Source organism: Collinsella sp. LCP21S3_C7 (genome assembly GCF_052118485.1).
Lineage (GTDB): Bacteria > Actinomycetota > Coriobacteriia > Coriobacteriales > Coriobacteriaceae > Collinsella.
On the sequence record NZ_JBQKHC010000011.1, the window covers coordinates 39,483 to 62,671 of the forward strand.

Genomic DNA, 23,189 nt, shown 5'->3' on the forward strand with positions numbered 1-23,189 from the left:
ACCTTTATCTACCGTTTACCGTCAGTTTTACCACGTTTACCAAACCTCGCACCCTCTACGCAAGCACTTCCAATACCCGCCGTATAGTACCCTCACGGCTCGCATCCGGCGGGTCGATTCGTTACCACGGTCGTGCGCGACAGCGCATGGAAGGGGAGTATCGTGAGCGATTGCAAGAGGGTTTACCGTTTTGGAACCGACGCCCAGGGCACCTGTGTCACTGAGGGCGACAAGTCCATGAACTTCGTGCTTGGCGGCAAGGGTGCAAATCTTGCCGAGATGAGCCGCATCGGCCTGCCGGTTCCCGGTGGCTTTACCATTACCTGCCAAACCTGTGTCGAGTACTCCGGTGCCGGCAACGTGTGGCCCGAAGGCGCACTCGATGAGATCGTTGCCGCCGAGGCCGATCTCGAGGCCCGCTGCGGCAAGAAGCTTGGTGACGCATCCGACCCGCTGCTCGTGTCGGTTCGCTCGGGTGCTCCGTTCTCCATGCCCGGCATGATGGACACGGTCCTCAACTTGGGCCTTAACGACGACTCCGTTCTGGGCCTCATTACCCAGACGCAAAACCCGCGTTTTGCCTGGGATAGCTACCGCCGCTTTATCCAGATGTTCTCCAACGTCGTTATGGGTGTCGATGCCGACTTGTTTGAGAACGCCCTGACCCATGCTCGCTTGGTCGCCGGCGTTCGCGTCGATTCCGAGCTTTCGGCCGAGGACCTGCAGGAGCTCGTCGAGACCTTCAAGGGCATCTTCTCCGAGAACGTCGAGGCTGCCCTGTATCCCGAGCTCGAGGTTGTCGACGGCAAGCCCGTCTTCCCGCACGATCCGGAGCTCCAGCTGCGCCTTGCCATCCAGGCCGTCTTTGGCAGCTGGATGAACGAGCGCGCCTGCATCTACCGCAAACAGCATGGCATTTCCGACGAGCTCGGTACCGCCGTCAACGTCCAGGCCATGGCTTTTGGCAACAAAGGCGAGACCTCTGCGACCGGCGTCGCCTTTACGCGCAATCCGGCCGATGGCACCAAGGAGTTCTACGGTGACTTTTTGGTTAACGCCCAGGGTGAGGACGTCGTCGCCGGCATCCGCAACACTGAGCCCATCGCCGACCTCAAGACCACCCCGGGCCTCGAGTCTGCTGGTGAGGAGCTCGAGCGCGTTTTCCTGACGCTCGAGGATCATTACCGCGATATGTGCGATATCGAATTCACCATCGAGCAGGGTAAACTTTGGATGCTTCAGACCCGCGTGGGCAAGCGCACCGCTACCGCCGCGCTGCGCATCGCCATCGAGATGGTCGAGGAGGGCCTCATCACCCGCGAGGAGGCCGTGAGTCGCATCGATCCCGCGCAGCTCGACCAGCTTCTGCATCCGCAGTTCGACTCCTCCAAGAAGTACGAGGCCCTGGCCTGCGGCCTTAACGCCAGCCCCGGCGCCGCCGTAGGCGAGGTCGTGTTCTCGAGCGACGATGCCGTCGCGCGCGCCAACGAGGGCCACAAGGTCATTCTGGTTCGCTGGGAGACCAACCCCGATGATCTGAAGGGCATGGTCGCTGCCGAGGGCATCCTTACCAGCCACGGCGGCAAGACGAGCCATGCCGCCGTTATCGCCCGCGGTATGGGTACGCCCTGCGTCTGCGGCGTTGAGCGCTTCCATATTGACGCCGCCGAGAAGGTCGTGCGCATCGAGGGCAGCGACCGCGTACTTCACGAGGGCGACATCATCTCCATCGACGGCACCCAGGGTATCGTCGTCGACGGCGCCGTCGATCTGGTCTCCGCCGAGCTCACCGGCGATCTGGACACCATTCTGTCCTGGGCAGACGAGATCCGCCTGGACGAGACCGACGGTCACGCCAACCACGTGCGCGTCAACGCCGACAACCCCGAGGATGCCGCGCTCGCACTCGAGTTTGGCGCCGAGGCCATCGGCCTGTGCCGCACCGAGCACATGTTCCTGGGCGACCGCAAGAACATTATCCAGAGCTTTATCCTGTCCGACGACGAGGCCGTGAAGCAGCAGGCCCTGGCCGACCTGCTCAAGGTTCAGACCGAGGACTTTCTGGCGATGTTTAAGACCATGTCCGGTCGCGATGTGGTCGTTCGCCTGCTCGATCCGCCGCTGCATGAGTTCCTGGATAATCCTCGCGAGCTCGAGGTCGCCATCACCAAGAAGGAAGCCGCCGGCGCCAGCGAGGAAGAGCTTGCCACCCTGCGTGCCCGCCTGCGTCGAATCGACGGCATGGTTGAGTCCAACCCGATGCTCGGCTTGCGCGGTGTGCGCCTGTCCGTTGTCTTTGGCGATCTGCCGCTCATGCAGGTTCGCGCCGTCGCCACGGCTGCTGCCCGCCTTATCAAGGAGGGCGTCGACCCGCGCCCCGAGATCATGGTCCCGCTCGTTTCCATCACAGCCGAGCATGTCCAGACCCGCGAGGTCATCGAGCGCGTGATCGCCGAGGTATCCGCCGAGGAGGGCGTCGAGCTCAATATTCCCGTGGGCACGATGCTCGAGCTGCCGCGCGCCTGCATGGTCGCCGACGAGATCGCCCACCATGCCGACTTCTTCTGCTTTGGCACCAACGACCTCACCCAGACAACCTTCGGCTTCTCGCGCGACGACGCCGAGGCCAAGTTCATCCCGCTGTACATGCACAAGAAGATCCTGAAGGATAATCCCTTCGAGACCATCGACGCGGCGGTGCTCGAGCTGGTGCGTATGGCCGTCGAGAAGGGTCGCGCCGCCAACCCCGACATGCACTTTGGCGTGTGCGGCGAGCACGGCGGCGACCCCAAGTCCATCAAGGGCCTGTTCAACGTGGCCGATGTGGACTACGTGTCCTGCTCGCCCTATCGCGTACCCCTGGCGCGTCTGGCTGCCGCTCAGGCCAAGCTCGAGGCCAAGCGTTCCGCTTAACTGAGTCGCGTTCCATTTGCGCCTCTTACGCCCCCCCTTCGCGCCGCCGCGCTCCCTGTGGACGCGGCGGCGTTTTATATTGATTCTATTGGTTCATTACATTGGCAACTGACGGGAGGACTGCGATGAAAAACCTCACCAGGTATTTGCAACGAGCGCGTCGGGGAGCACAGATGACCCTGTGCTGGGTGGTCGTTGCGGTCACGGCGCTTTGCGGGATGCCGACGGCCGGTTTTGCCCTTCAGGATGAATCGCGCGACGAGCTCTATGGTGACGTGGTCAACCCGCTCACCATTACGGTCAACGATCGCGACTGCACGTTTGTTGATATCGATGACGGCAAACTCGAGGGCCGTACCTCGATGTACGACAACGTCTCGTTCTACACGGCCGCCGTCAAAAAGGTGCTGCCCAACTGGGCATCGCTTGCCTATAACATCCTTGGCTATGGTGGAGGCGACGACTCCGGGGACTTTTTGTACTGGGACCACGCCGGCAAGGGCTTTGAGAAGGACTTTGGTAAGGGTCACTACATCTATCTGTATGATGCGCTTTCGGGCGGCAACGGTGAGCATTCCGACGGCGCCGACAAATCGAAACAGAGTGGTCTGACATCGGCAAAAAGCCTCAAAGCTGTCTACGATCGCTTGACCGACGATATCGCCGGCTGTATCGGTCACAAGCTGAAGGGCTCCGATTTCCGTGAAAACGTGCCGCTCGACGGACTGTCGAAAGACACGACTGAGCAGGACGTCATCTATGCCACCATTGCTTGTGTCGACAAGCTCGGCGGCACCTATCAGTATGATTTCAATGGCTTTGGCATCGCGTTCTATAACTTTAGAGTTCAGCAGCTCAACAGCATGAACAAGCTTAACTGCGCGCCCGAGGACGCGCCGGGCTATTCCTTTGTCGATTCTAAAACTGAGCAGGAGCTCGTTACCTCGGCTCTTAACGTCGGCTATGAGGACGCCTCGCAGAGCATCACGCTCGCCCGCGGTACCGAGGAGACGGTCGGCACGAGCACTTCTGAATCCGCATCGTATTCCAAAGGCGGCTCGTGGGGCGCATCGGTGAGCCTCAAGGAGTCGCTGGGCGTGCCCGCAACAGCGAGCGAGGAGATCGAGACCTCGTTTTCGGCCGAAGCCACGATGTCCCAGTTGTGGGAGGCGAGCAAGACCGAGGAACAGTCGATCACCACAACGGACAATCAGTCGGTCACCGTCGATATGACGATCCCTGCGCACACGCAGGTCAATAGCAAGCAGACGAGTTCTACCACGACGCTGTCCGAGGACTATGACCAGCCGGTGGGCGTTACGTTCGACGTGATTATCTTTAACATGAACGGCGAGTGCTACGACGACAACGCCGCCGTGCAGGAGTTCCATACCGCCGGTTATGACCAGCGCTCGTTCTACACCACCTTTGGCGATCAGTCGACCGACGCCGTGCAGAACCTGTTCCTGCGCTCAATCGCCCATCGTGGCGACGACGGCTACGATACCACCGCCGGAAACGTTACGAGCTGGTCGTATCGCACCAACAACCACATGGTGCGCGCCATCGATTGGAATTCTGTCCTGGCCGATCGCGAGGTGCCATCGCGCAACGGCGGCGCCCCGCGCACGTGCAATGTGCTCAACGACATGGCCGCCACCTACCCCATGTCCATTACGGGTTCCAATCTGTCGTTTGAGTCGGTGACGGTCGATACCCAGTTGGGCACGCCGCAGCCCATTAAGCCCATTTCCAAGATTCTCGTATCGCTGCAGACCGATAAGACCCGAAGGCTTACGGTGGGAGACGAAGACCCCATCTCTTCCTATCGCGTGCGTGCAAGGGACGAGGACGATGTTGACTATTACGGCTTTGTGAAGTCGTCGGGCGACTGGCGCGTGGTCGATAAAAACGGCAAGAAATGCAAGTCCGACGTCATCGAGATCCAGACCGACCCTGTCACCCACGAGCAAGTCGTGGTGGGTAAAAAGGCCGGCACCGCCTACGTAAAGTACTTTATCCCCGAGGACACCTATGTGGACGTGAACGGGCATGTTTCGACCAATGACGAGATCGACGCCGCCGCCTACAAATATAAGGTAAGCGACGTGGCGCCCGAGTCGTTTAACGGCAGCATCAAGCTCGAGGGCTCGGCACAGACCGTCGTCGGAGTCGAGGAGAATCTCAACGGCATCGACGGCCTAACGGCTACGGTCTATGACACGACGGGCAAGGAAGTCGATAGGGTCTGCAGCTGGGAGGCCCAGGAGCTCGAGAGCAAGGGCATTTCGGTCGCGACGGACGGCACGATGACCATCTCGCAACCGGGCACCTTCCATGTTCGCGCCTTTATTGACGGCGTGTATTCCGATTGGGCCGAGGTCATCGCCGCACCCGCACCGGTCGACCCGATGACGACCGTGGTCGAGACACCGGTGAGCGTTACGTCCGTTTCTTCGGGGGATTCTTCGGCAACGACGGATAGCGCGGCTCCTGCCCAGGGAGAGCAGGCGGCTTCCGATGCGAACGCGGCCGAGCCTGCTCCGGCGAGCGACGATGCCACTGCAGTGACTGACGACACCGCGCCCGCTGCCGCAAAAGATGCCTCTCCGATTCCTACGGGCCTCGTTACCGTTTTGACCGATATCTGCCGCTACGGTATCGATCACGGCCTCATCGGCACATCAAACAAGGAAGAGATGACCAAGCAGGACTTCGACATCTTAGGCATCCTGTACCTGATGGCGGACAGCCAGGACCTGGTGCCCCAAGACGCCGAGGACGCGATGAACGAATGGGCTCATGACAACTATAATGACGAAGAGCTTGCCACCTGGAAGCAGCATGCGCTTTCGGTGCTGCTCGAATACGGTTATATCGCGCCCGGAACGACCGTGACGACGCCGACGACTGATGCTGCGGACGGCGCATAAGTGCAGAAAGAGTGCGTGTTTTTGTCTTTTTGCGCACGGGCAAAATAGTTCTTGCAGCCAAGGTCGTGGCGTGTATACTCGAATACGTTTGTTCAACTACGTGCCGGCCAAGGTGGTACGGCACCTCTAGAAGAGTAAGGAATTGCACATGGATTACATCCGCGCAATCGAGCGTCAGCAGATCCGCGAGGACATCCCGCAGGTCCGCGTTGCCGACAACGTCAAGGTTCACTACCGCATTAAGGAAGGCGACCGCGAGCGCATCCAGGTTTTCCAGGGTGACGTCATCCGCATGGCCGGCGCCGGTGCCCGTGAGACCTTCACCGTCCGCAAGATTTCCTTCGGTGTCGGTGTTGAGCGTACCTTCCCGCTTCACAGCCCCAAGATCGCCAAGCTCGAGGTCGTCCGTCATGGTCGCGTCCGTCGCGCCAAGCTGTACTACCTCCGCGACAAGGTGGGCAAGGCTGCTCGCATCCCCGAGAAGCGCTAAGAAGATCGCAGCGTCTGTCCACTCGTTTGGACACAAGGGTCACCTTCGGGTGGCCCTTCTTTTTATCTGATTTCCATGCAAGGAGGGCCTGGTATGGCCAATATGACGAGCTCGATTTCGGCATCGCAGATTGCCGGCGAGCTGGCGAGTGCCACGTTCGAGGAGATTCCCGCCCTCGTGGAGCACTATCGCGAGGATCCGCGCCAGCAGGTGATCAAGGCTTGCGAACGCGCACTTAAGCGCCATGCCAAGGAACTTTCCGAGCGCGAGCGCGTCAACGGCATGTACGAGCTTATGCATGAGCTCGGCGGCGATGGCGTGGTCGTTGGTGTTGACGAGGTGGGGCGCGGCTCTGTCGCCGGCCCGTTGACGGTCTGCGCTGTCTGCCTTCCCATGGAGCCGCGCGTTTGGGGCATTAACGATTCCAAAAAGCTCACGCCTGCCCGTCGTGAGCTGCTCTCGGTGCAGATTGCCGAGGTGGCTACGGCCATTGGTTTTTGCCATATCGCTCCTGTGGATATCGATGAGATGGGCATGGCCCGCGCCATCCGCGCTGCCGTCGCGGGCGCGGTGGCCGATACGGGGCTCGAGCCCGATTGCGTGCTTATGGACGGCAACCCCTTGGGCGCCGTTCCCAACGAGCGCGATGTGATCAAGGGAGATGCCAAAATCGCCTGCATCGCCGCTGCTTCCATTATGGCCAAGGTCACGCGTGACGAGATGATGGTCGAGTACGATGCCGAGTATCCCGAATATCATCTTGCTGAGTCAAAGGGCTATGCGAGCCCCGAGCACATTGAGGCTATTCGTAAACATGGCCTTTCTCCGTTGCATCGTGTGAGCTTCTGCGGAAATTTTTTGCAGACGGAGCGTCTTTTTTAAGGCAAATATGGAGACAGGGACTTCTGGAATTTTATAAACCAGCTGGTGGGGACCGCATACAACGCAATTGTTGCATGCGGTCCCTTTTTTGTTTGTTTTTGGTTGGACTTTGGTTTTCTTTCGGTACTTGCCCGCAAGAAAGGCGGCCCCATGATCGGGTCAATATCGTGCGCGGGAAAGGAGACCCCATGTGCGCCGCAAGTGCAAAGAGCAAGACGCAACAGCTCAAAGAGCTTTGGGAGAGCGGGGAGATTGATTGCGCGTCGATTACGCCTGGGTTCATTAAGGGCCTCAGTCCTCGAGAACTGGGCATGCTGGGCGAGCTTATTGCAATCGATTACTTTCGCGAGCGCGGTTATGCCCTCTTGGAACAGGGCTACCGGTGTCCCGAGGGCGAGGCCGATCTGGTACTGCTTGATGAACTTGATGATGTCGTGGTGATGGCTGAGATCAAGACAAGGCGCGTCGCCCTAGATTGCAACACGCGGGTCTTTCCCGAGGAGGCGGTGGACGCCCAGAAGCAGCGTCGCTACCGCCGTATCGCGAGTTGTTACCTTATGGATCACTATCCCCTTAAGGCGATTCGCTTCGACGCGGTGGGCGTTACTATCCGCGGCGGTCATATTGCGGAGATTGAGCATCAATACAACGCATTCGATTGGCAGGTATCGTGATGGCGTTTGACACCTTTGCCGTCCACGCTGCATGTATTCGTGGCGTCGAGGCGATTCCCGTCACGGTCGAGGTCTCGCTTGCCGGCGGTATTCCGGGTATCCAAATGCTTGGCATTCCAAGTATGGAGGTGATGGAGTCGCGTGGCCGCATACGCTGCGCAATGCGCTCGGCGGGATTTGAGATTCCACGGGCGGGCATTACCGTCAACTTGGCTCCGGGCGACATCCGTAAAACGGGCAGTGGTTTTGACCTGCCGATTGCCATCGCGGTACTGGCGGCCGATGGGCAGATTCCCCGCGACCATCTAGACCATTGCCTTATTGCCGGTGAGCTCGGGCTGGATGGTAGCGTGCTGCCCGTAAAAGGCGAGGTTGCGTTTCAGTTGTTGGCGCGTGATATGGGCCTGTCCTTTATTGCGGGAAGGTCGGATCAACATGTGCCGCTTGCCGGTGTGGACTGTGGCTTTATCGACCATCTGTCTCAGCTCGCCCGCGGTATGGGCGAGGCGGCTCGGCATTATCTGGATTCCGAGGGTGTCGAGGCGTCGTTTGAGCCAGAACTTGATTATGCCGATGTGCTGGGGCAGGAGGTTGCCAAGCGCGGCATTGCGCTCGCGGCGGCGGGGGAGCTCGGCCTGCTTATGATTGGCTCGCCGGGTTCGGGCAAGACCATGCTCGCACGCCGCATGACGGGTATCTTGCCCGAGCTTTCTCTCGAGGATCAGCAAGAGGCGCTGTGCATCCATTCGGTCTTGGGCGAGAACATCGATGGTTTGCTGGCGGGACACCGGCCGTTCCGTAGCCCCCACCACAGCATTTCGACTGCGGGCCTTATTGGCGGCGGACGGCCGGTGCACCCGGGCGAGATTAGCCTAGCGCACGGCGGCGTGCTCTTTTTAGACGAGCTTGCCGAGTTTCCCAACAGCGTGCTGCAGACACTCCGTCAGCCCATAGAGCGCGGCTACGTCAAGATCGTACGCGTCGATGGGGCTTTCACGTTTCCCTCGCGGTTCCAGCTGCTTGCCGCGAGCAATCCCTGTCCCTGCGGCTTTTTGGGCGATCGCGAGGTACCGTGCCGCTGCTCGGCTACGATGGTTGAGCGCTATCGGTCTAAGCTACGTGGTCCCTTGGCCGATCGTATTGACCTTATGATTGACGTGACCCGACCCGACCCGCAGGTAATTATCGAGGGCGCCGAGGGTATGTCGTCAGCTGAACTACGTGACTATGTTGTGCGGGGTCGGGCATTTCGTGCCTGGCGCGAGTCCCGTATGGACGATGCAGATGCCGAGGCCGAGGACGATGAGTCACGTTCCATCGACGGCGTCGTTTCGACCTTTGCGCTCGATGGGGCAGCGGAAAAGTGCGTGCTCGGCCTGTCGAGGCGCACACATCTTACCGGTCGCGGCATCGTGCGCTTGGTGCGTATCGCGCGCACGATCGCCGATGTCGCCGAAAGTGAGCGGGTAACCCAAGACCACGTGCTCGAGGCGGCGATGTACCAGGGGAGGAGGGACCAGTAATGCCCGAGGAGACTTTTGAGCTGCATCCCGGTGATGCGTTGTATCCAGATACCGTTTTGGAGCTCTCTGATGTACCCCAGACGCTTTATGTGCGTGGCGACCCCGCCGCACTGTCGACGCCCGCGCTCTCCATCATCGGCGCTCGCAAGGCCTCGCCGTACGGCCTTGCCGTGGCAGAGCTGGCCGCGAAAGTTGCGGTCGAGGCGGGGGTGACGGTGGTCTCGGGCGGTGCGGTCGGCTGCGACCAGGCCTCGGGTTGGGCCGCGGTCAACGCTGGTGGCAGGCACGTCGTGGTGTTGGGTACGGGCGCCGACGTGGTTTACCCGCGCTCGAGTGCAGGGCTCATCGCGCGCACGATCGATACGGGCGGCGCGGTCGTGTCCATCTCGCCTTGGGGTATGGGGCCACGCAAGTTTGCCTTTCCGCGGCGTAACCGGGTGATTGCCGCGCTTTCGCAGGCGCTGTTCGTGTCGGAGGCCGGCATGCCCTCGGGCACGTTCTCGACAGCGGAGGCCGCCATGGACCTGGGGCGCGAACTGCTCGCGGTACCGGGCTCCATTTTGTCACCAGAGTCGCGTGGGACCAACTACCTCATCGCCAACGGGGCCTGCTGCATTGTTGACGAGGAGTCTATTGAGATGGCCATCTCGCGAATATACGGCACCCTGCGTTATTCACGTCCCGATGCGCCCGGTATCGCCGATCTGGACCCCACGCAGCAGGCCGTGATGCACGCGCTCATTGCCTCGCCGCTCAAGGTCGATGACATTGCCGCGCTCGTCTCCCTCGATGCCGTCGGCGTGCTCAAACTCCTGGGCTCACTCGAGCTCGAGGGACTCATCGAGCGCATGATGGATGGAAGGTATGCGCCCTCAAAGTTTGCGCTTCACGCTCAGACGCCCTTCGGTCACAATGGAAAGCGTGTCAATTAGAAAGGTGTTTGCAGATGCTGTTTGATCAAGTGACGGTTATCGGTGGCGGTCTGGCGGGATCGGAATGCGCGATTCAGCTGGCAGATCGCGGGTTTGCCGTAAAGCTGTGCGAGATGCGGCCGCTGGTGACCTCTCCTGCCCACCATACCGATCACTTGGCGGAGCTCGTCTGCTCCAATTCGTTTAAGTCGACCCGACCCGATTCCGCCGCCGGCCTGTTGAAGGCCGAACTCGAGCGTATGGGTTCGGTGCTGCTCGACTGCGCTCATCGCGCTGCCGTTCCCGCTGGTGGCGCCTTGGCAGTCGACCGTGTTAAATTCTCCGAGCTCGTCGAGGCCGAGGTTGCCGCCCGTCCCAATATCGAGGTCGTTCACGGCGAGGTCACCCAGATTCCCGAGGGCCATGTGGTTATCGCCGCGGGTCCCTTGTGCTCGCCGGCGTTGAGCGGGGAGGTCATGAAGCTCGTCGGTGGTGATTCCCTGGCGTTCTTTGACGCCGCGGCCCCGATTGTCGATGCCTCGACGCTCGATATGGATGTGCTGTTCTCGCAGTCGCGCTACGAGGAGCAGGGGAGTGGCGACTATCTCAATGCCCCGCTCAACAAGGAGGAGTACGAGGCCTTTATCGAGGCGCTTACCACGGCCGATCGCGTGGTGCTCAAGGACTTTGAGGGCGGGGACCTCTTCCAGGCCTGCCAGCCTGCCGAGGAGGTTGCGCGCACGGGCAAGGATGCCATCCGCTTTGGCGCTATGAAGCCCGTCGGGCTCACCGACCCGCGCACCGGTCGCCGTCCCTGGGCGGCGATTCAGCTGCGCGCCGAGAACAAGGAGAAAACCGCCTATAACCTGGTTGGTTTTCAGACTAACCTGACCTTCGGCGAGCAGAAGCGCGTTTTTCATATGGTTCCCGGTCTGGAGAATGCCGAGTTTTTCCGCTATGGCGTCATGCATCGCAATACCTTTGTCGATGCTCCCCATGTGCTCGATGGGACCTTCGCCGTGCCCGGCACGGGCGTGCGCCTTGCCGGACAGATTACCGGTACGGAGGGTTACATGGAAGCGGTCGCCACGGGTCTCCTCGCTGCGCTCAATACCTATGCCGAGGCTATCGAGGTTGCTCCTGTCGAGCTGCCGCGCGTGGGCGCTCTCGGCGCGCTCGTGGGCTATGCGACCGATCCTGCTACGGTCGGATATCAGCCCATGCATGTTAATTTTGGCCTGGTGCCTCCCCTCGAGGACGGTAAACGCCGCAGCAAACGTGATCGCTATCAGGCCTATGCGGATCGCGCCCTTAAGGCCCTGGATTCCTATCTGGAATCGCGCTCCGACCTGTTTGGGGGCGACCGGCCATAGCCTTTGACCTGTACGGTGCCGTCGACTCGTTCATAGCCTATATTGCGCGCGTCGAGGGGCTTTCTTCTAACACTGTTATCGCTTACGGCTCTCGTCTGGAGCGTTTTGCCGCTTGGTGCGAGCGTGGGGATATCGATGCACGCACGGCGGACGTACGTACCGTTCGCATGTATCTGGCGGAGCTGTCGCGCGAGCAGGTGGCGCCCAGGACGATTGCGGCGCACCTGTCTGCCATTCGTTCGTTCTATCGATGGATGGCTGCCGAGGGTCTTATCGATGGAGACGCTGTCTCTGCGATTGCCTCGCCCAAGCTTCCACGCGATTTGCCCGGAGTGCTGACCACCCAGCAGGTTAAGGCACTGCTTGCAGCGCCAGACGTTTCAACGCCTGCGGGACTGCGCGATGCGGCGATGCTCGAATTGCTCTATGCATCTGGGGCTCGCATCTCTGAGCTTGCGGCACTCAATGTTGAGTCCATTGCTTGGTCCGAGCGAACGCTGCGGCTTTGGGGTAAGGGGAGCAAGGAGCGTATCGTGCCCCTGTATCGGCGTGCTCTCGATGTGACCCGCCGCTATATTGAGGAAGGAAGACCGTTGCTTCTTGCTCAGGCAAAGCGTGGCGACGGTACGAACGGTGTGCATCCGCTGTTTATCTCGGCACGCGGCAACCGTATGAGCGCCGCCATGCTTAGGCGACGGTTTCATATGTTGGCGACGCTTGCGGGTATCCCTTCCGATATCGCCCCGCATGCGATGCGCCATACTTTTGCGACCGATTTGCTCGAGGGCGGAGCGGACTTGCGCTCTGTCCAGGAGTTGCTGGGGCATGCAAGCTTGTCCACCACGCAGATTTATACGCATCTCACGCCCGATCGGCTCAAACGCGCCGTTACCCAAGCTCTTCCGCGCGGCGAATAAGGCAGGAGATGGGTTCTATCCAATCGATCGCGCGTCCGTGTGTGTGGTTTTGATTTCGGGTTGGCAGAAAGATGTAATCCTGCTATCATTCATCGGGTTGCTTCACGGCAACAGGTTTTTATCACGCACGCGCGGCTACTTCATACCGTGGTGCCCGGGCTTTGGTAGCACATGTCCGGGTTGGTTTTGGAGGATGACCCCGCGCGGAGGCAAACCACAGGAGGTTTAACATGGCTACCAAGATTAATATCCGCACCCTGCTCGAGGCCGGCTGCCACTTCGGTCACCAGACCCGTCGCTGGAACCCCAAGATGAAGCCGTTCATCTTCGGTGAGCGCAACGGCATCTACATCCTCGACCTCAAGCAGACCATTCTTGACGCCGACCAGGCTTACACCTTCGTCAAGAACGTTGCCAAGGGTGGCAACGTGCTGTTCGTCGGCACCAAGAAGCAGGCTCAGGAGGCCGTCAAGAACGCCGCTGAGCGCGCCAACATGCCTTACATCAACCAGCGTTGGCTCGGCGGCATGCTGACCAACTTCGTCACCATCCGCTCCCGCATCAACCGCATGGAGGAGCTCGAGGCCATGGTCGAGGACGGCCGCATGGCTGTTCTTCCCAAGAAGGAGCAGGCTGTTCTGGGTAAGGAGCTCGCTAAGCTCCAGACCAACCTCGGTGGCGCCCGCGACATGAAGGGTCTGCCCCAGGCTCTCTTCGTCATCGACACTAAGCGCGAGGAGAACGCCATCAAGGAGGCCCAGCGCCTGAACATCCCCGTCGTCGCTCTGATCGATACCAACTCCGATCCCGACGAGGTCGAGTACGGCATCCCCTGCAACGATGACGCCATCTCCGCTGTCACCCTTATGTGCGAGCTCATGGCCGACGCTTGCCTCGCTGGCTCCGGCAAGGAGCAGGTCTCCGAGGCCGAGATGGCCGCTGAGCCCAAGGCCGAGTAAATCAGTCCTAATTAAGTCTTTTTCATCTCTTTGAAAGGAACCACAATGGCCCAGATTACCGCCGCTATGGTCAAGCAGCTCCGCGAGATGACCGACTCCCCGATGATGGAGTGCAAGAAGGCTCTCGTCGAGGCTGACGGTGACATGGACGCCGCTGTTGACGTTCTGCGTAAGAACGGCCTCGCTAAGGCTGCCAAGAAGGCTGGCCGCGAGACCAACGAGGGCGCTGTCGCCGCGTTCGTCTCCGAGGATGGCAAGACCGGCGCTCTGCTCGAGCTCTCCTGCGAGACCGACTTCGTCGGCTCCAACGCCAAGTTTACCGGCTTTGCTTCCAAGGTCGCCGAGGTTGTCGCCACCACCGAGCCGGCCGATGTCGACGCTCTGCTCGAGAAGCCGATGGGCGAGGAGACCGTTTCCTCCGAGCTCACCGAGATGATTCACATCATGGGCGAGAACATGAAGATCTCCCGCTTCGCCGCCCGCAAGGTCGAGAACGGCGCTCTCGCTTCTTACATCCATATGGGTGGTAAGATCGGCGTCCTCGTCGAGTTTGCTTTCGAGAAGGCTGAGACCGCTCAGGCTGAGTCCTTCAAGACCTTTGCCCACGACGTTGCCCTTCAGGTTGCCGCTGTCGCTCCGATCTGCGCTACCCGCGATCAGGTTCCGGCCGAGACCGTCGAGCATGAGAAGCAGATCTACATGGCTCAGGCTGCCGAGTCCGGCAAGCCCGAGGCCATCCAGGAGAAGATGGCTGTTGGCCGCCTGGAGAAGTTCTACAAGCAGTCCGTGCTCACCGAGCAGGAGTTCATCAAGGACAGCTCCCTCACCATCAAGAAGTACGCCGAGCAGGTCTCCAAGGAGCTCGGCGATACCATTACCGTCGTTGCCTTCGACCGTCTGGTCCGTGGCGAGTAAATAAGCTCTTGTAGCTGGTAATGAGCAGGCTGTGGGTTTTACTCACAGCCTGCTTTTTCATGGCTCCAAGCAGAGCCTTTGCTATCATATTGAGAGTCTAATAAAAGGAGGATCGCTTTGTCCGACATCCGATATAAACGCGTGCTTCTGAAGCTTTCCGGCGAAGCACTGATGGGCGATGGCCACTATGGCATCGACCCCAAGATTACCGACCATCTTGCCAAGCAGGTCAAGGAGCTGCTCGCCGTTGGCCATGAGGTCGGCATCGTTGTCGGCGGCGGCAATATTTTCCGCGGCATGGCTGGAGCTGCCGGCGGTATGGAGCGTGCTCAGGCCGATTACATGGGCATGCTTGCAACCGTTATGAACGCGCTCGCCCTGCAGGACGCCTTCGAGCATAACGATGTTCCTTGCCGCGTTATGAGTGCCATCCAGATGAACGAGATTTGCGAGCCCTATATTCGTCGTCGCGCCATCAATCACCTCTCCAAGGGCAATGTCGTTATCTTCGCAGCCGGCTCGGGCAATCCGTACTTTACGACTGACACCGCCGCGGCCCTTCGCGCCTGCGAGATCGGTGCGGAGATTCTGATTAAGGCCACCAAGGTCGACGGTATCTACGACAAGGATCCCGTCAAGTGCGCCGATGCCGTCCGCTTTGACAAGATCACCTATCACGAGGTGCTCGTCCGCGGCCTGCAGGTTATGGATTCCACGGCTACGGCCCTGTGCCAGGATAACCGTATGCCCATTTTGGTCCTCAACATCGATGGCGAGGACAACGTCAAGCGCGCGCTTTCGGGTGAGCCCGTCGGCACGCTCGTCTATCAGGAGGATTAAGCATGGCAGAGAACATCACCGCCCACATGGACAAGTCGCTCGAGTCCCTCAAGCATAACTTCTCCAAGGTCCGTACCGGCCGAGCCAACGCTAACATTCTGTCCGACATCACCGTCGATTATTACGGTGTTCCCACGCCGGTCACGCAGGTTGCCGCCGTAAAGACCCCCGAGGCCCACATGCTGCTCATCGAGCCGTGGGATAAGGCGCTTATCAACGCCATCGTCAAGGCCATCGGCGCTTCCGATCTGGGTATTACCCCCAACTCCGATGGCACCGTTGTTCGTCTTCCGTTCCCGGCTCCCACCGAGGAGCGCCGTCGCGAGCTCGTCAAGGAGTGCCGCGAGTATGCCGAGCAGGCCAAGGTGTCTATCCGTAACATCCGTCGCGACTTTAACAACAAGCTCGAGCGCGATGAGGAGCTCACCGAGGACGACGTCCGCCGTGAGCAGGCCAAGGTGCAGAAGCATACCGACGAGTATGTCGCCAAGGTCGAGGAGCTTCTGAAGGAAAAAGAAGCCGAGGTCATGGAGATCTAAGGTGCAATACGACGAGAACAAACTGGTCGAGTACTTTGCCGACGCCCCTGCGGGCGTCGGTTTTTCCGACCTTGACCTCAATAACATTCCACATCATATCTCGTGCATCATGGACGGTAACGGTCGCTGGGCTACGGCGCGAGGTCTTGCCCGTACCGAGGGCCACAAGGCGGGTATCGTCTCCCTTCGTGAGATCATTACTGCCTGCGTGCGTCTGGGTGTCGACGTGCTTTCCGCCTATGCGTTTTCAACCGAAAACTGGAACCGCCCGCAGCATGAGGTCAACGTCTTGATGCATCTGTTTGCCAAGACGTTTATCGATGAGCTGCCGCTTCTGAAGCGCGAAAACGTGCGTGTTGTCTTTTTGGGCGATATTTCCGCGCTGCCCAAGAAGACCCGCGACGTTTTTGAATGCGGTCTTGCCGAGTGCGCCGATCACACCGGTATGACGCTGGCGCTTGCCGTCAACTACGGCGCGCGTGCCGAGATTACCCGTGCCGCCCGTCAGCTTGCGCTCGATGCCGCCGCCGGCAAGATCGACCCTGCTGCTATCGACGATGATATGGTTGCTTCGCACCTGTACACCGCCGGTCTTCCCGATCCCGAGCTGGTCATTCGCACCTCTGGTGAGCTTCGCCTTTCGAACTATCTGCTGTGGCAGGTGGCTTATTCCGAGTTCTATGTCACCGATACCTATTGGCCTGACTTTAATCGTTGGGGCCTTGTTGACGCCATTTTGGCCTATCAGGGCCGTGACCGTAGGTTTGGTGGACTGAGCAAGACCGAGGAGGCTTAATCGTGTCCGATCGTCCCAAGGCATCTGCTCCCAAGACGCCTGCGCGCAAAGCTGCCACTGCGGGAGCGCTTGCAGCGAAGAGCGACACCGGTTCGTGGCTTGCGGGCTTTATTACCCGTGCCGCCGCCGGTATCGTCTACGCCGTCTTCTTTATCCTGTGCCTGGTTTTGGGTATCGTGCCCACCGCCATTTTTGTCTCTGTCATGAGCGGGCTTTGCTGCTTTGAGTTTTTCCGTATGACGAGGCTCGATGGCAAGGTCGCCAACGAGCATCTGGGCATTATTGCCGCCGTGCTCTTTCCGTTATCGGCGCTTGGCGATTCGCTTTTGCTGAACGCCCTGCTTTTTGCACTGATGCTCGCGGTGGGCATTTGGTATGTTTGGTCGCCGCGTACCCGCATCTCTGATGTGGCCGTGACGCTCATGGGTCCCATCTACACAGGCTTTATGCTGTCGGCTATTGTGCTGCTGCGCGATGCCGTGCCCGGTTTTGCCGGCGCCCTGCTTTCAGTGGGTGTTTGCGCGTCCCTTTGGGTCTCCGATTCGTTTGCCTACATCGTGGGCAGCCGTATCGGCAAACACAAGATGGTTCCCAAGATCTCTCCCAATAAGAGCTGGGAGGGGTTTGTCGGCGGCATTCTGGGCTCGGTTCTCATCTGGCTCATTTTGTGGGTGACGCATTTCTATAAGCTGAGCTTGCCCTATGCGCTGCTTTGCGGCGTGGTTGTGTCCATCTTGGGCGTTATCGGCGACCTTATCGAGTCGCGCATCAAGCGTGGCGTGGGCGTCAAGGATTCCGGCAACCTTATCCCGGGCCACGGCGGCATGCTCGATCGTAGCGATTCGCTTATCTTCGGCTGCATCACCGCGCAGCTGATGCTGATGATCGGAGGCGTGCTGTAATGTCCTTCCAGACGACCTATGGCTCCGATGGACGTCTCCGTGTTGCCATCCTGGGCTGTACGGGCTCTATCGGCACTCAGGCGCTCGATGTTTGCCGTCAGCATGCCGATCGTCTGCAGGTGACGGCGCTTTCCGTTAATTCCAGCACCTCCGAGCTCGTTGCCGCTGCCCGCGAGTTCTCGGTTCCGGCGGTTGCCGTGGCCGATGTCGCTCATGGCGATGACGCCGTGCTGCAGGAGTTGCCCGAGGGAACGGAGCTCGGCGTAGGTGCGCAAGCGGTTTGCGAGCTCGCGCGTCGCGACGATGTTGACTGCGTGCTTGTCGCTATTGTGGGCGCCGCCGGTCTCGAGGCGAGCCACGCGGCCTTGACCTCGAATAAGCGCCTTGCCCTTGCCAATAAGGAGTCGCTCGTTGTTGGCGGTGACCTGCTGATGCCGTTGGCTCAGCCCGGTCAGCTTATCCCGGTCGATTCCGAGCACTCTGCAATTTACCAATGCTATCTGGGTGAGAATCCGCGCGAGGCCCATTGTATTTGGCTTACCTGTTCGGGCGGTCCGTTCTTTGGCCGTTCGCGCGAGGAACTCGACCGTGTGTCGCGCGCCGATGCCCTGGCGCACCCTACGTGGGCTATGGGTGCCAAGATCACGATTGACTCCGCTACCCTCATGAACAAGGGCCTGGAGCGTATCGAGGCGATGCACTTGTTCGGTTGCGACCTCGACTTTATCAACGTGGTCGTGCAGCGCCAGTCAAAGATCCATTCGATGGTCGAGTTTGCCGACGGCTCCGTGATGGCGCATCTCGGGGCATCTGACATGCGCATTCCCATCCAGTTTGCCTTCTCGTATCCCGAGCGCTGGGATACTTCGGCTCCGCGCATCGATTTCCGCGAGTTGGGTCAGCTTACCTTTGCTGCGGCCGACATGGATACGTTCCGCTGCCTGGCGCTGGCCGAGCGTGCGGGCAAGACGGGCGGCACCATGCCGTGCGTGCTCAATGCCGCCAACGAGGTCGCCGTCGATGCCTTCCTGCATGATGGCTGCAGTTTTACCGATATCGATCGCATTGTGGAATCCTGTATGGATGCGCATGATGCGCAGACGGTCGATTCGTTTGAACAGCTTCGCGGTATCGATGCGTGGGTGCGTGAAAAGGCCGCGCAAGTGCTCGCCGCAACCCGTTTTTAACCCATAAGGATTGCTTTTTCGTTTTATGGAAACTGTTCTGAGCGTTCTCTCATCGGTCTTTTGGGGCCTGCTGATGCTTTCCGTCCTCGTGTTTTTGCACGAGGGCGGCCACTTTTTGGCGGCGCGTGCCTGCGGCGTCCGGGTGACTGAGTTCTTTTTGGGCCTGCCGTGTCGCTTTGATATTCACCATACGTCGCGTCGCATCGGCACCAAGTTTGGCGTGACCCCGCTGTTGCTGGGTGGGTATGCTGCCATCTGTGGCATGGATCCGACCGATGTCTCGTATGCCGATCGCGTGCTTGCCGCCATCTATCGCCACGGCCGTGTGACGGTGGCCGATCTTGCCGTCGAGCTTGAGCTGTCCGAGGAGGATGTGCTCGAGGGCTGTGCTTTGCTGCTGGGTTGGGGCTCCATAGCTCCTTGGTATGAAGAAGGGGAAAAGCCTTCGCCTGGTTACTATCCCACCAAGTACCAGACCCTGCCGCGTGATGCGGCGGGTTATACCACCTTTGACGGCCGTCGGTTCGATCGCGAGCACGCGACTGCCGAGGGCGATGTATGGGAACTGCCGTGCGGCGAGGCCGAATTCCTTGCACGCGAGCGCTCGCACACCTATTTGGGTCAGGGCTTTGTCAAGCGTGCCTTTATGCTGCTTGCGGGCATTATCGTCAATATCCTGACGGGCTTTTTGCTCCTTATGAGCATCTATTCCATCGCGGGTGTCACGGTGCCGGTGGACACCAATGTGATCGGCCAGGTTGACGAAGGCTCGATTGCCTCCGCGGCGGGAATCGAGGATGGCGACGCGATTCTTTCGGTCGACGGAGTATCGTGCTCTACCTGGATGGACGTTTACGATGCCATTGGCAAGGCTTCCGGTAAGGACGATATCGCCATTGAGTACGAGCGTGACGGCAAGAAGCATTCGACCACGGTTGCGCTCAAAGAGGACGAACGCCTAGGTGTGTATGTCTCTACGCAGGTGGTCCGTTTAGACCCTATCACGTCGGCTCGCCTGTCGTTCTCCTATGTCGTGCAGACAGCGCAGGGCGTGATGCGCCTGCTCCAGCCTCAGCATACGATGGAGATTCTCGATCAGTCCTCTTCGATCGTGGGTATTAGCGTTATGTCCTCGCAAGCTGCTGCTGCCGGCCCTGCCACGTTCCTTTCGTTTGCCGCTCTCATTTCGTTCTCGCTTGGCTTTATGAACCTGCTGCCCATCCCGCCACTCGATGGCGGCAAGTTGGTCATCGAGATCATTCAAAAGATTGCGGGCCGCGAGCTTCCGCTCAAGGTCCAGACGATCGTGAGCTATGTGGGCATCGCGCTCTTTGCGCTGCTGTTTATCTATATGCTTCGTTCCGACATCCTTCGATTTATTCTGTAGGGGAGTGTTTGGATTGTCTTTATCCCATCCTTTGCCTCGCGAGTTGACGCGCCCCGTGCATGTGGGCGGCGTGCAGATCGGTGGAGGCGCGCCGGTGGTGGTCCAATCCATGACCTGCACCGATACCGCTGATACCCAGGCAACGCTTGCTCAAGTGTGCGCGTTGGCGCAGGCTGGCTGCGATATCGTGCGCGTGAGCGTGCCCACCGAGGCCGCGCTTGAGGGTTTCCGCACCATCTGTGCCGAGTCTCCGGTGCCGATCGTTGCCGATATCCACTTTAACCATAAGCTCGCCATTGGTGCCGTTGAGGCCGGTGCTGCCAAGCTGCGTATCAATCCCGGCAATATCGGCGATTGGGCCAAGGTTGACGCGGTGATCGATGCTGCGGGTGCCGCGGGCTGTGCGATTCGTATCGGCGTCAATGCTGGTTCGCTTGAGCAGGATATCGCTGAGCGCGACGACCTCACGCAGCCCGAAAAGCTCGTGATGTCGAGCGAACGTTTCGTCAAGCATTTTGAAGACCGCGGCTTTACGAACATTGTGCTTTCGGCCAAGGCCCATAGCGTGCAAACGACGCTCGACACCTATCGTGCCCTGTCGCGTGAGATTCCCCACGTTCCGCTCCACCTGGGCGTAACCGAGGCGGGTACCAAGCTACAGGGCACCATCAAGAGCTCGGTGGGCCTTGGCATCCTGCTGTCCGAGGGAATCGGTGACACCATGCGCGTTTCGCTCACGGCCGATCCGGTTGAGGAGCCGCCGGTCGCCTGGGGAATTTTGCAGTCGCTGGGCCTGCGTCGCCGCGGCCCCGAGATTGTCTCGTGCCCCACGTGCGCCCGCTGTCAGGTTAACCTGATCGCAATCGCCGAGGAAGTAACCGAGCGGCTTAAGAACTATGCCGCGCCGCTTTCGATTGCCGTCATGGGATGTGCCGTCAATGGCCCCGGTGAGGCTTCTGATGCCGACCTGGGCGTTGCTTGCGGACGTGGTCAGGGCCTGCTCTTTTCGCACGGCCAGATCATTGGTAAAGTAGCGGAGGACCAAATTGTCGACGCGCTTATGGCCGAGGTCGACAAGCTTATTGAGGAGAAATAAATGACCCGAGCAATGTATATGTCTAAGCTGTATGCTCCGACGCTCAAAGAGGATCCGGCCGACGCTGAGCTTGCGAGCCATCGCCTGCTGCTCCGTGCCGGTATGATCCGCAAGGAGGCCGCCGGTCTCTATTCCTATCTGCCGCTCGCGTGGCGCTCGATTCGCAAGATTGAGAACATCGTGCGTGACGAGATGGACGCCGCCGGCGCCCAGGAGCTCATGATGCCCATCATGGTCGATGCCGAGCTGTGGCGTGAGTCCGGCCGTATCGATGCCTATGGCAAGGAGCTCGTGCGCTTTGATGACCGCCACGGCCGCGAGTTCGTGCTCGGCCCCACGCACGAGGAGACCGTGACTGCCCTGGTGCGCAACGAGCTGCGTTCATACAAGCAACTGCCGGTGAATCTCTATCACATCCAGGACAAGTTCCGCGACGAGTTCCGTCCCCGCTTTGGCCTGATGCGTGGCCGCGAGTTCATCATGAAAGACGCCTACAGCTTCTCTGCTACGCAGGAGAGCCTGCAGGAGGAGTACGACAAGATGAAGCAGGCGTACGCCAATATCTGCGAGCGCTGCTACATTAAGGCCCTGCCCGTCGTCGCCGATTCCGGCGAGATTGGTGGCGATACCTCCGTCGAGTTCATGGCGCTGGCAGAGGCCGGCGAGGCTTCGCTGGTCTACTGCGACGATTGTGGCTTTGCTGCCGATGACGAGGCGGCAAGCACCAAGGTCGTTGTGACCGAGGGCCCCGGCGACGGCACACTCACCAAGGTCGAGACTCCGGGTATGGGCACCATCGAGGCCGTCGCCAAGTTCTTCGGCTTCCCCGAGAACGGTACGCGCAAGTCGCTGGCTCTCATCGACGCCGAGGGCAAGCCGGTTGTGGCCATCGTTCCGGGCGATCATGAGCTCAACGACTGCAAGGCCGAGCATGTCTTTGGCAAGGGCTATCGCATGATGACCGACGAGGAGCTCCAGACCTACGGTCTGCATAAGGGCTTTATCGGACCGGTTAACCTGCCCGAGGGCATTCGTCTGGTCTGCGACGAGAGCCTGCGCGAGTCCAAGCAGTGGGCCTGCGGTGCCAACGAAGTCGACTATCACTTTACCGGTGCCTGCCCCGAGCGCGACTTTACCGTCGACGAGTGGGCCGACCTGGTTACCGTCGTTGCCGGCGACCCTTGCCCGCACTGCGGCAAGCCGCTCTCCGCTGCTCGCGGCATCGAGGTTTCCCAGGTCTTCCAGCTGGGCACCAAGTACTCCGAGGCCATGGGTGCCACCTTTATGGACGAGGACGGCAAGGAGAAGCCGCTTATCATGGGTTGCTACGGCGTGGGTGTGTCCCGCTCCCTCGCTGCCGTCGTGGAGCAGCACAACGACGAGCACGGTATCGTTTGGCCGGTCTCCGTTGCCCCGTACGAGGTTGCGGTGATTCCGCTCGACCCCAAGAAGGAGGAGTGCGCTTCTGTTTGCGATCAAATCGTCGAGGGTCTGTGCGCCGAGGGTATCGAGGTTGTCGTAGACGACCGTGACGAGCGTCCCGGCTTTAAGTTTGCCGACAACGACCTTATGGGCTTCCCTTATCAGGTGGTGCTCGGCAAGCGCGGCCTTAAGAACGGCACCGTCGAGCTCAAGGATCGTGCCACGGGCGAGCGCGAGGATGTGGCAATCGATGAGGTTGTCGCCAAGGTCGCTGAGCTTGTGAAAGCAGCACGCCGTTAATCGAGCCCGCTGCGTTTAGTGCACTTGTTAAGCGGCCCTGCGTCTCTCGAGGTAGAGATGCAGGGCCGCTTTTGCGTCTAAGGGACATTTGTTGCTAAAAGGAAAACCCCGCAGCCCATGTGAACTGCCTCCCATTTCTTGGACATGAGAAATGGGAGGCTTTTTATGCGTGTCGACTTGAGGGTGAAGCACGACATCGAGGCCAGGAAGGCGGCGATCGGGCTCTTCGA

Annotated in this window: 19 protein-coding genes; all 19 read left to right on the top strand. The window is 59.9% G+C overall.

Going from position 1 to position 23,189, the window contains the following annotated elements; genetic code table 11:
- Positions 1–162: 162 nt before the first annotated feature.
- The 19 genes from ppdK to ACTQ1E_RS05740 all read left to right on the top strand — a co-directional run bounded on the left by ppdK (position 163) and on the right by ACTQ1E_RS05740 (position 22,959).
- A complete protein-coding gene (ppdK, locus tag ACTQ1E_RS05650; protein ID WP_441565223.1) occupies positions 163–2,913 on the top strand; it encodes a pyruvate, phosphate dikinase in 2,751 nt (916 codons plus the stop codon).
- 173 nt (positions 2,914–3,086) lie between these two features.
- On the top strand, positions 3,087–5,846 hold the full coding sequence (locus tag ACTQ1E_RS05655) for a hypothetical protein (RefSeq protein ID WP_441565224.1): 2,760 nt from the start codon (positions 3,087–3,089) through the stop codon (positions 5,844–5,846).
- Between the two features lie 148 nt (positions 5,847–5,994).
- On the top strand, positions 5,995–6,336 hold the full coding sequence (gene rplS / locus ACTQ1E_RS05660) for a 50S ribosomal protein L19 (RefSeq protein WP_117583231.1): 342 nt from the start codon (positions 5,995–5,997) through the stop codon (positions 6,334–6,336).
- A gap of 93 nt (positions 6,337–6,429) precedes the next feature.
- The gene (locus ACTQ1E_RS05665; protein WP_441565226.1) at positions 6,430–7,218 is read left to right on the top strand and encodes a ribonuclease HII; all 789 of its coding nucleotides are present in this window, start codon (positions 6,430–6,432) and stop codon (positions 7,216–7,218) included.
- A 188-nt stretch (positions 7,219–7,406) separates the two neighbouring features.
- Positions 7,407–7,892, top strand: a complete 486-nt coding sequence (locus tag ACTQ1E_RS05670) for a YraN family protein (RefSeq protein ID WP_154516246.1) — start codon at positions 7,407–7,409, stop codon at positions 7,890–7,892.
- Entirely contained in the window at positions 7,892–9,415 is a 1,524-nt protein-coding gene (locus ACTQ1E_RS05675; RefSeq protein ID WP_441565228.1) for a YifB family Mg chelatase-like AAA ATPase, read from the top strand. Before ACTQ1E_RS05670 ends, ACTQ1E_RS05675 begins: the two co-directional genes overlap by 1 nt.
- The gene (locus ACTQ1E_RS05680; RefSeq protein WP_441015515.1) at positions 9,415–10,347 is read left to right on the top strand and encodes a DNA-processing protein DprA; all 933 of its coding nucleotides are present in this window, start codon (positions 9,415–9,417) and stop codon (positions 10,345–10,347) included. Before ACTQ1E_RS05675 ends, ACTQ1E_RS05680 begins: the two co-directional genes overlap by 1 nt.
- A 14-nt stretch (positions 10,348–10,361) precedes the next feature.
- Positions 10,362–11,699 (top strand): methylenetetrahydrofolate--tRNA-(uracil(54)-C(5))-methyltransferase (FADH(2)-oxidizing) TrmFO, encoded by a 1,338-nt coding sequence (gene trmFO, locus ACTQ1E_RS05685; RefSeq protein WP_441565230.1) that lies wholly within the window; start codon positions 10,362–10,364, stop codon positions 11,697–11,699.
- Between the two features lie 8 nt (positions 11,700–11,707).
- Entirely contained in the window at positions 11,708–12,616 is a 909-nt protein-coding gene (locus ACTQ1E_RS05690) for a tyrosine recombinase (RefSeq protein WP_441565246.1), read from the top strand.
- A 230-nt stretch (positions 12,617–12,846) separates the two neighbouring features.
- Positions 12,847–13,575, top strand: coding sequence for a 30S ribosomal protein S2 (gene rpsB / locus ACTQ1E_RS05695; protein ID WP_055285135.1), 729 nt, complete (start codon positions 12,847–12,849; stop codon positions 13,573–13,575).
- A 45-nt stretch (positions 13,576–13,620) separates the two neighbouring features.
- Positions 13,621–14,490, top strand: a complete 870-nt coding sequence (gene tsf, locus ACTQ1E_RS05700; RefSeq protein ID WP_409064982.1) for a translation elongation factor Ts — start codon at positions 13,621–13,623, stop codon at positions 14,488–14,490.
- Between the two features lie 117 nt (positions 14,491–14,607).
- Positions 14,608–15,330, top strand: a complete 723-nt coding sequence (gene pyrH / locus ACTQ1E_RS05705) for a UMP kinase (protein WP_154516255.1) — start codon at positions 14,608–14,610, stop codon at positions 15,328–15,330.
- Positions 15,331–15,332: 2 nt separating this feature from the next.
- Positions 15,333–15,869 (top strand): ribosome recycling factor, encoded by a 537-nt coding sequence (frr, locus tag ACTQ1E_RS05710; protein ID WP_006236112.1) that lies wholly within the window; start codon positions 15,333–15,335, stop codon positions 15,867–15,869.
- Position 15,870: 1 nt separating this feature from the next.
- The gene (locus tag ACTQ1E_RS05715) at positions 15,871–16,665 is read left to right on the top strand and encodes an isoprenyl transferase (protein ID WP_441565232.1); all 795 of its coding nucleotides are present in this window, start codon (positions 15,871–15,873) and stop codon (positions 16,663–16,665) included.
- A gap of 2 nt (positions 16,666–16,667) precedes the next feature.
- On the top strand, positions 16,668–17,567 hold the full coding sequence (locus tag ACTQ1E_RS05720) for a phosphatidate cytidylyltransferase (protein ID WP_441565234.1): 900 nt from the start codon (positions 16,668–16,670) through the stop codon (positions 17,565–17,567).
- Positions 17,567–18,754 (top strand): 1-deoxy-D-xylulose-5-phosphate reductoisomerase, encoded by a 1,188-nt coding sequence (dxr, locus tag ACTQ1E_RS05725; protein WP_441565236.1) that lies wholly within the window; start codon positions 17,567–17,569, stop codon positions 18,752–18,754. Before ACTQ1E_RS05720 ends, dxr begins: the two co-directional genes overlap by 1 nt.
- 25 nt (positions 18,755–18,779) lie before the next feature.
- The gene (locus ACTQ1E_RS05730; RefSeq protein ID WP_441565238.1) at positions 18,780–20,141 is read left to right on the top strand and encodes a M50 family metallopeptidase; all 1,362 of its coding nucleotides are present in this window, start codon (positions 18,780–18,782) and stop codon (positions 20,139–20,141) included.
- A gap of 13 nt (positions 20,142–20,154) precedes the next feature.
- Positions 20,155–21,237 carry a flavodoxin-dependent (E)-4-hydroxy-3-methylbut-2-enyl-diphosphate synthase gene (gene ispG, locus ACTQ1E_RS05735; protein ID WP_441565240.1) on the top strand — a complete coding sequence of 361 codons (1,083 nt, stop codon included), beginning with the start codon at positions 20,155–20,157 and terminating at the stop codon, positions 21,235–21,237.
- 12 nt (positions 21,238–21,249) lie between these two features.
- A complete protein-coding gene (locus ACTQ1E_RS05740) occupies positions 21,250–22,959 on the top strand; it encodes a proline--tRNA ligase (RefSeq protein WP_441015537.1) in 1,710 nt (569 codons plus the stop codon).
- Positions 22,960–23,189 lie beyond the last annotated feature (230 nt).

Bases quoted from the DNA above. Each gene is read 5' to 3' on its own strand.
- frr (WP_006236112.1), top strand. From the start codon at position 15,333: ATGGCAGAGAACATCACCGCCCACATGGACAAGTCGCTCGAGTCCCTC.
- ACTQ1E_RS05730 (WP_441565238.1), top strand. From the start codon at position 18,780: ATGGAAACTGTTCTGAGCGTTCTCTCATCGGTCTTTTGGGGCCTGCTG.
- dxr (WP_441565236.1), top strand. From the start codon at position 17,567: ATGTCCTTCCAGACGACCTATGGCTCCGATGGACGTCTCCGTGTTGCC.
- ACTQ1E_RS05655 (WP_441565224.1), top strand. From the start codon at position 3,087: ATGACCCTGTGCTGGGTGGTCGTTGCGGTCACGGCGCTTTGCGGGATG.
- trmFO (WP_441565230.1), top strand. From the start codon at position 10,362: ATGCTGTTTGATCAAGTGACGGTTATCGGTGGCGGTCTGGCGGGATCG.
- ACTQ1E_RS05670 (WP_154516246.1), top strand. From the start codon at position 7,407: ATGTGCGCCGCAAGTGCAAAGAGCAAGACGCAACAGCTCAAAGAGCTT.
- ACTQ1E_RS05680 (WP_441015515.1), top strand. From the start codon at position 9,415: ATGCCCGAGGAGACTTTTGAGCTGCATCCCGGTGATGCGTTGTATCCA.
- rpsB (WP_055285135.1), top strand. From the start codon at position 12,847: ATGGCTACCAAGATTAATATCCGCACCCTGCTCGAGGCCGGCTGCCAC.
- ACTQ1E_RS05675 (WP_441565228.1), top strand. From the start codon at position 7,892: ATGGCGTTTGACACCTTTGCCGTCCACGCTGCATGTATTCGTGGCGTC.
- ACTQ1E_RS05665 (WP_441565226.1), top strand. From the start codon at position 6,430: ATGGCCAATATGACGAGCTCGATTTCGGCATCGCAGATTGCCGGCGAG.
- rplS (WP_117583231.1), top strand. From the start codon at position 5,995: ATGGATTACATCCGCGCAATCGAGCGTCAGCAGATCCGCGAGGACATC.
- tsf (WP_409064982.1), top strand. From the start codon at position 13,621: ATGGCCCAGATTACCGCCGCTATGGTCAAGCAGCTCCGCGAGATGACC.
- ACTQ1E_RS05740 (WP_441015537.1), top strand. From the start codon at position 21,250: ATGTATATGTCTAAGCTGTATGCTCCGACGCTCAAAGAGGATCCGGCC.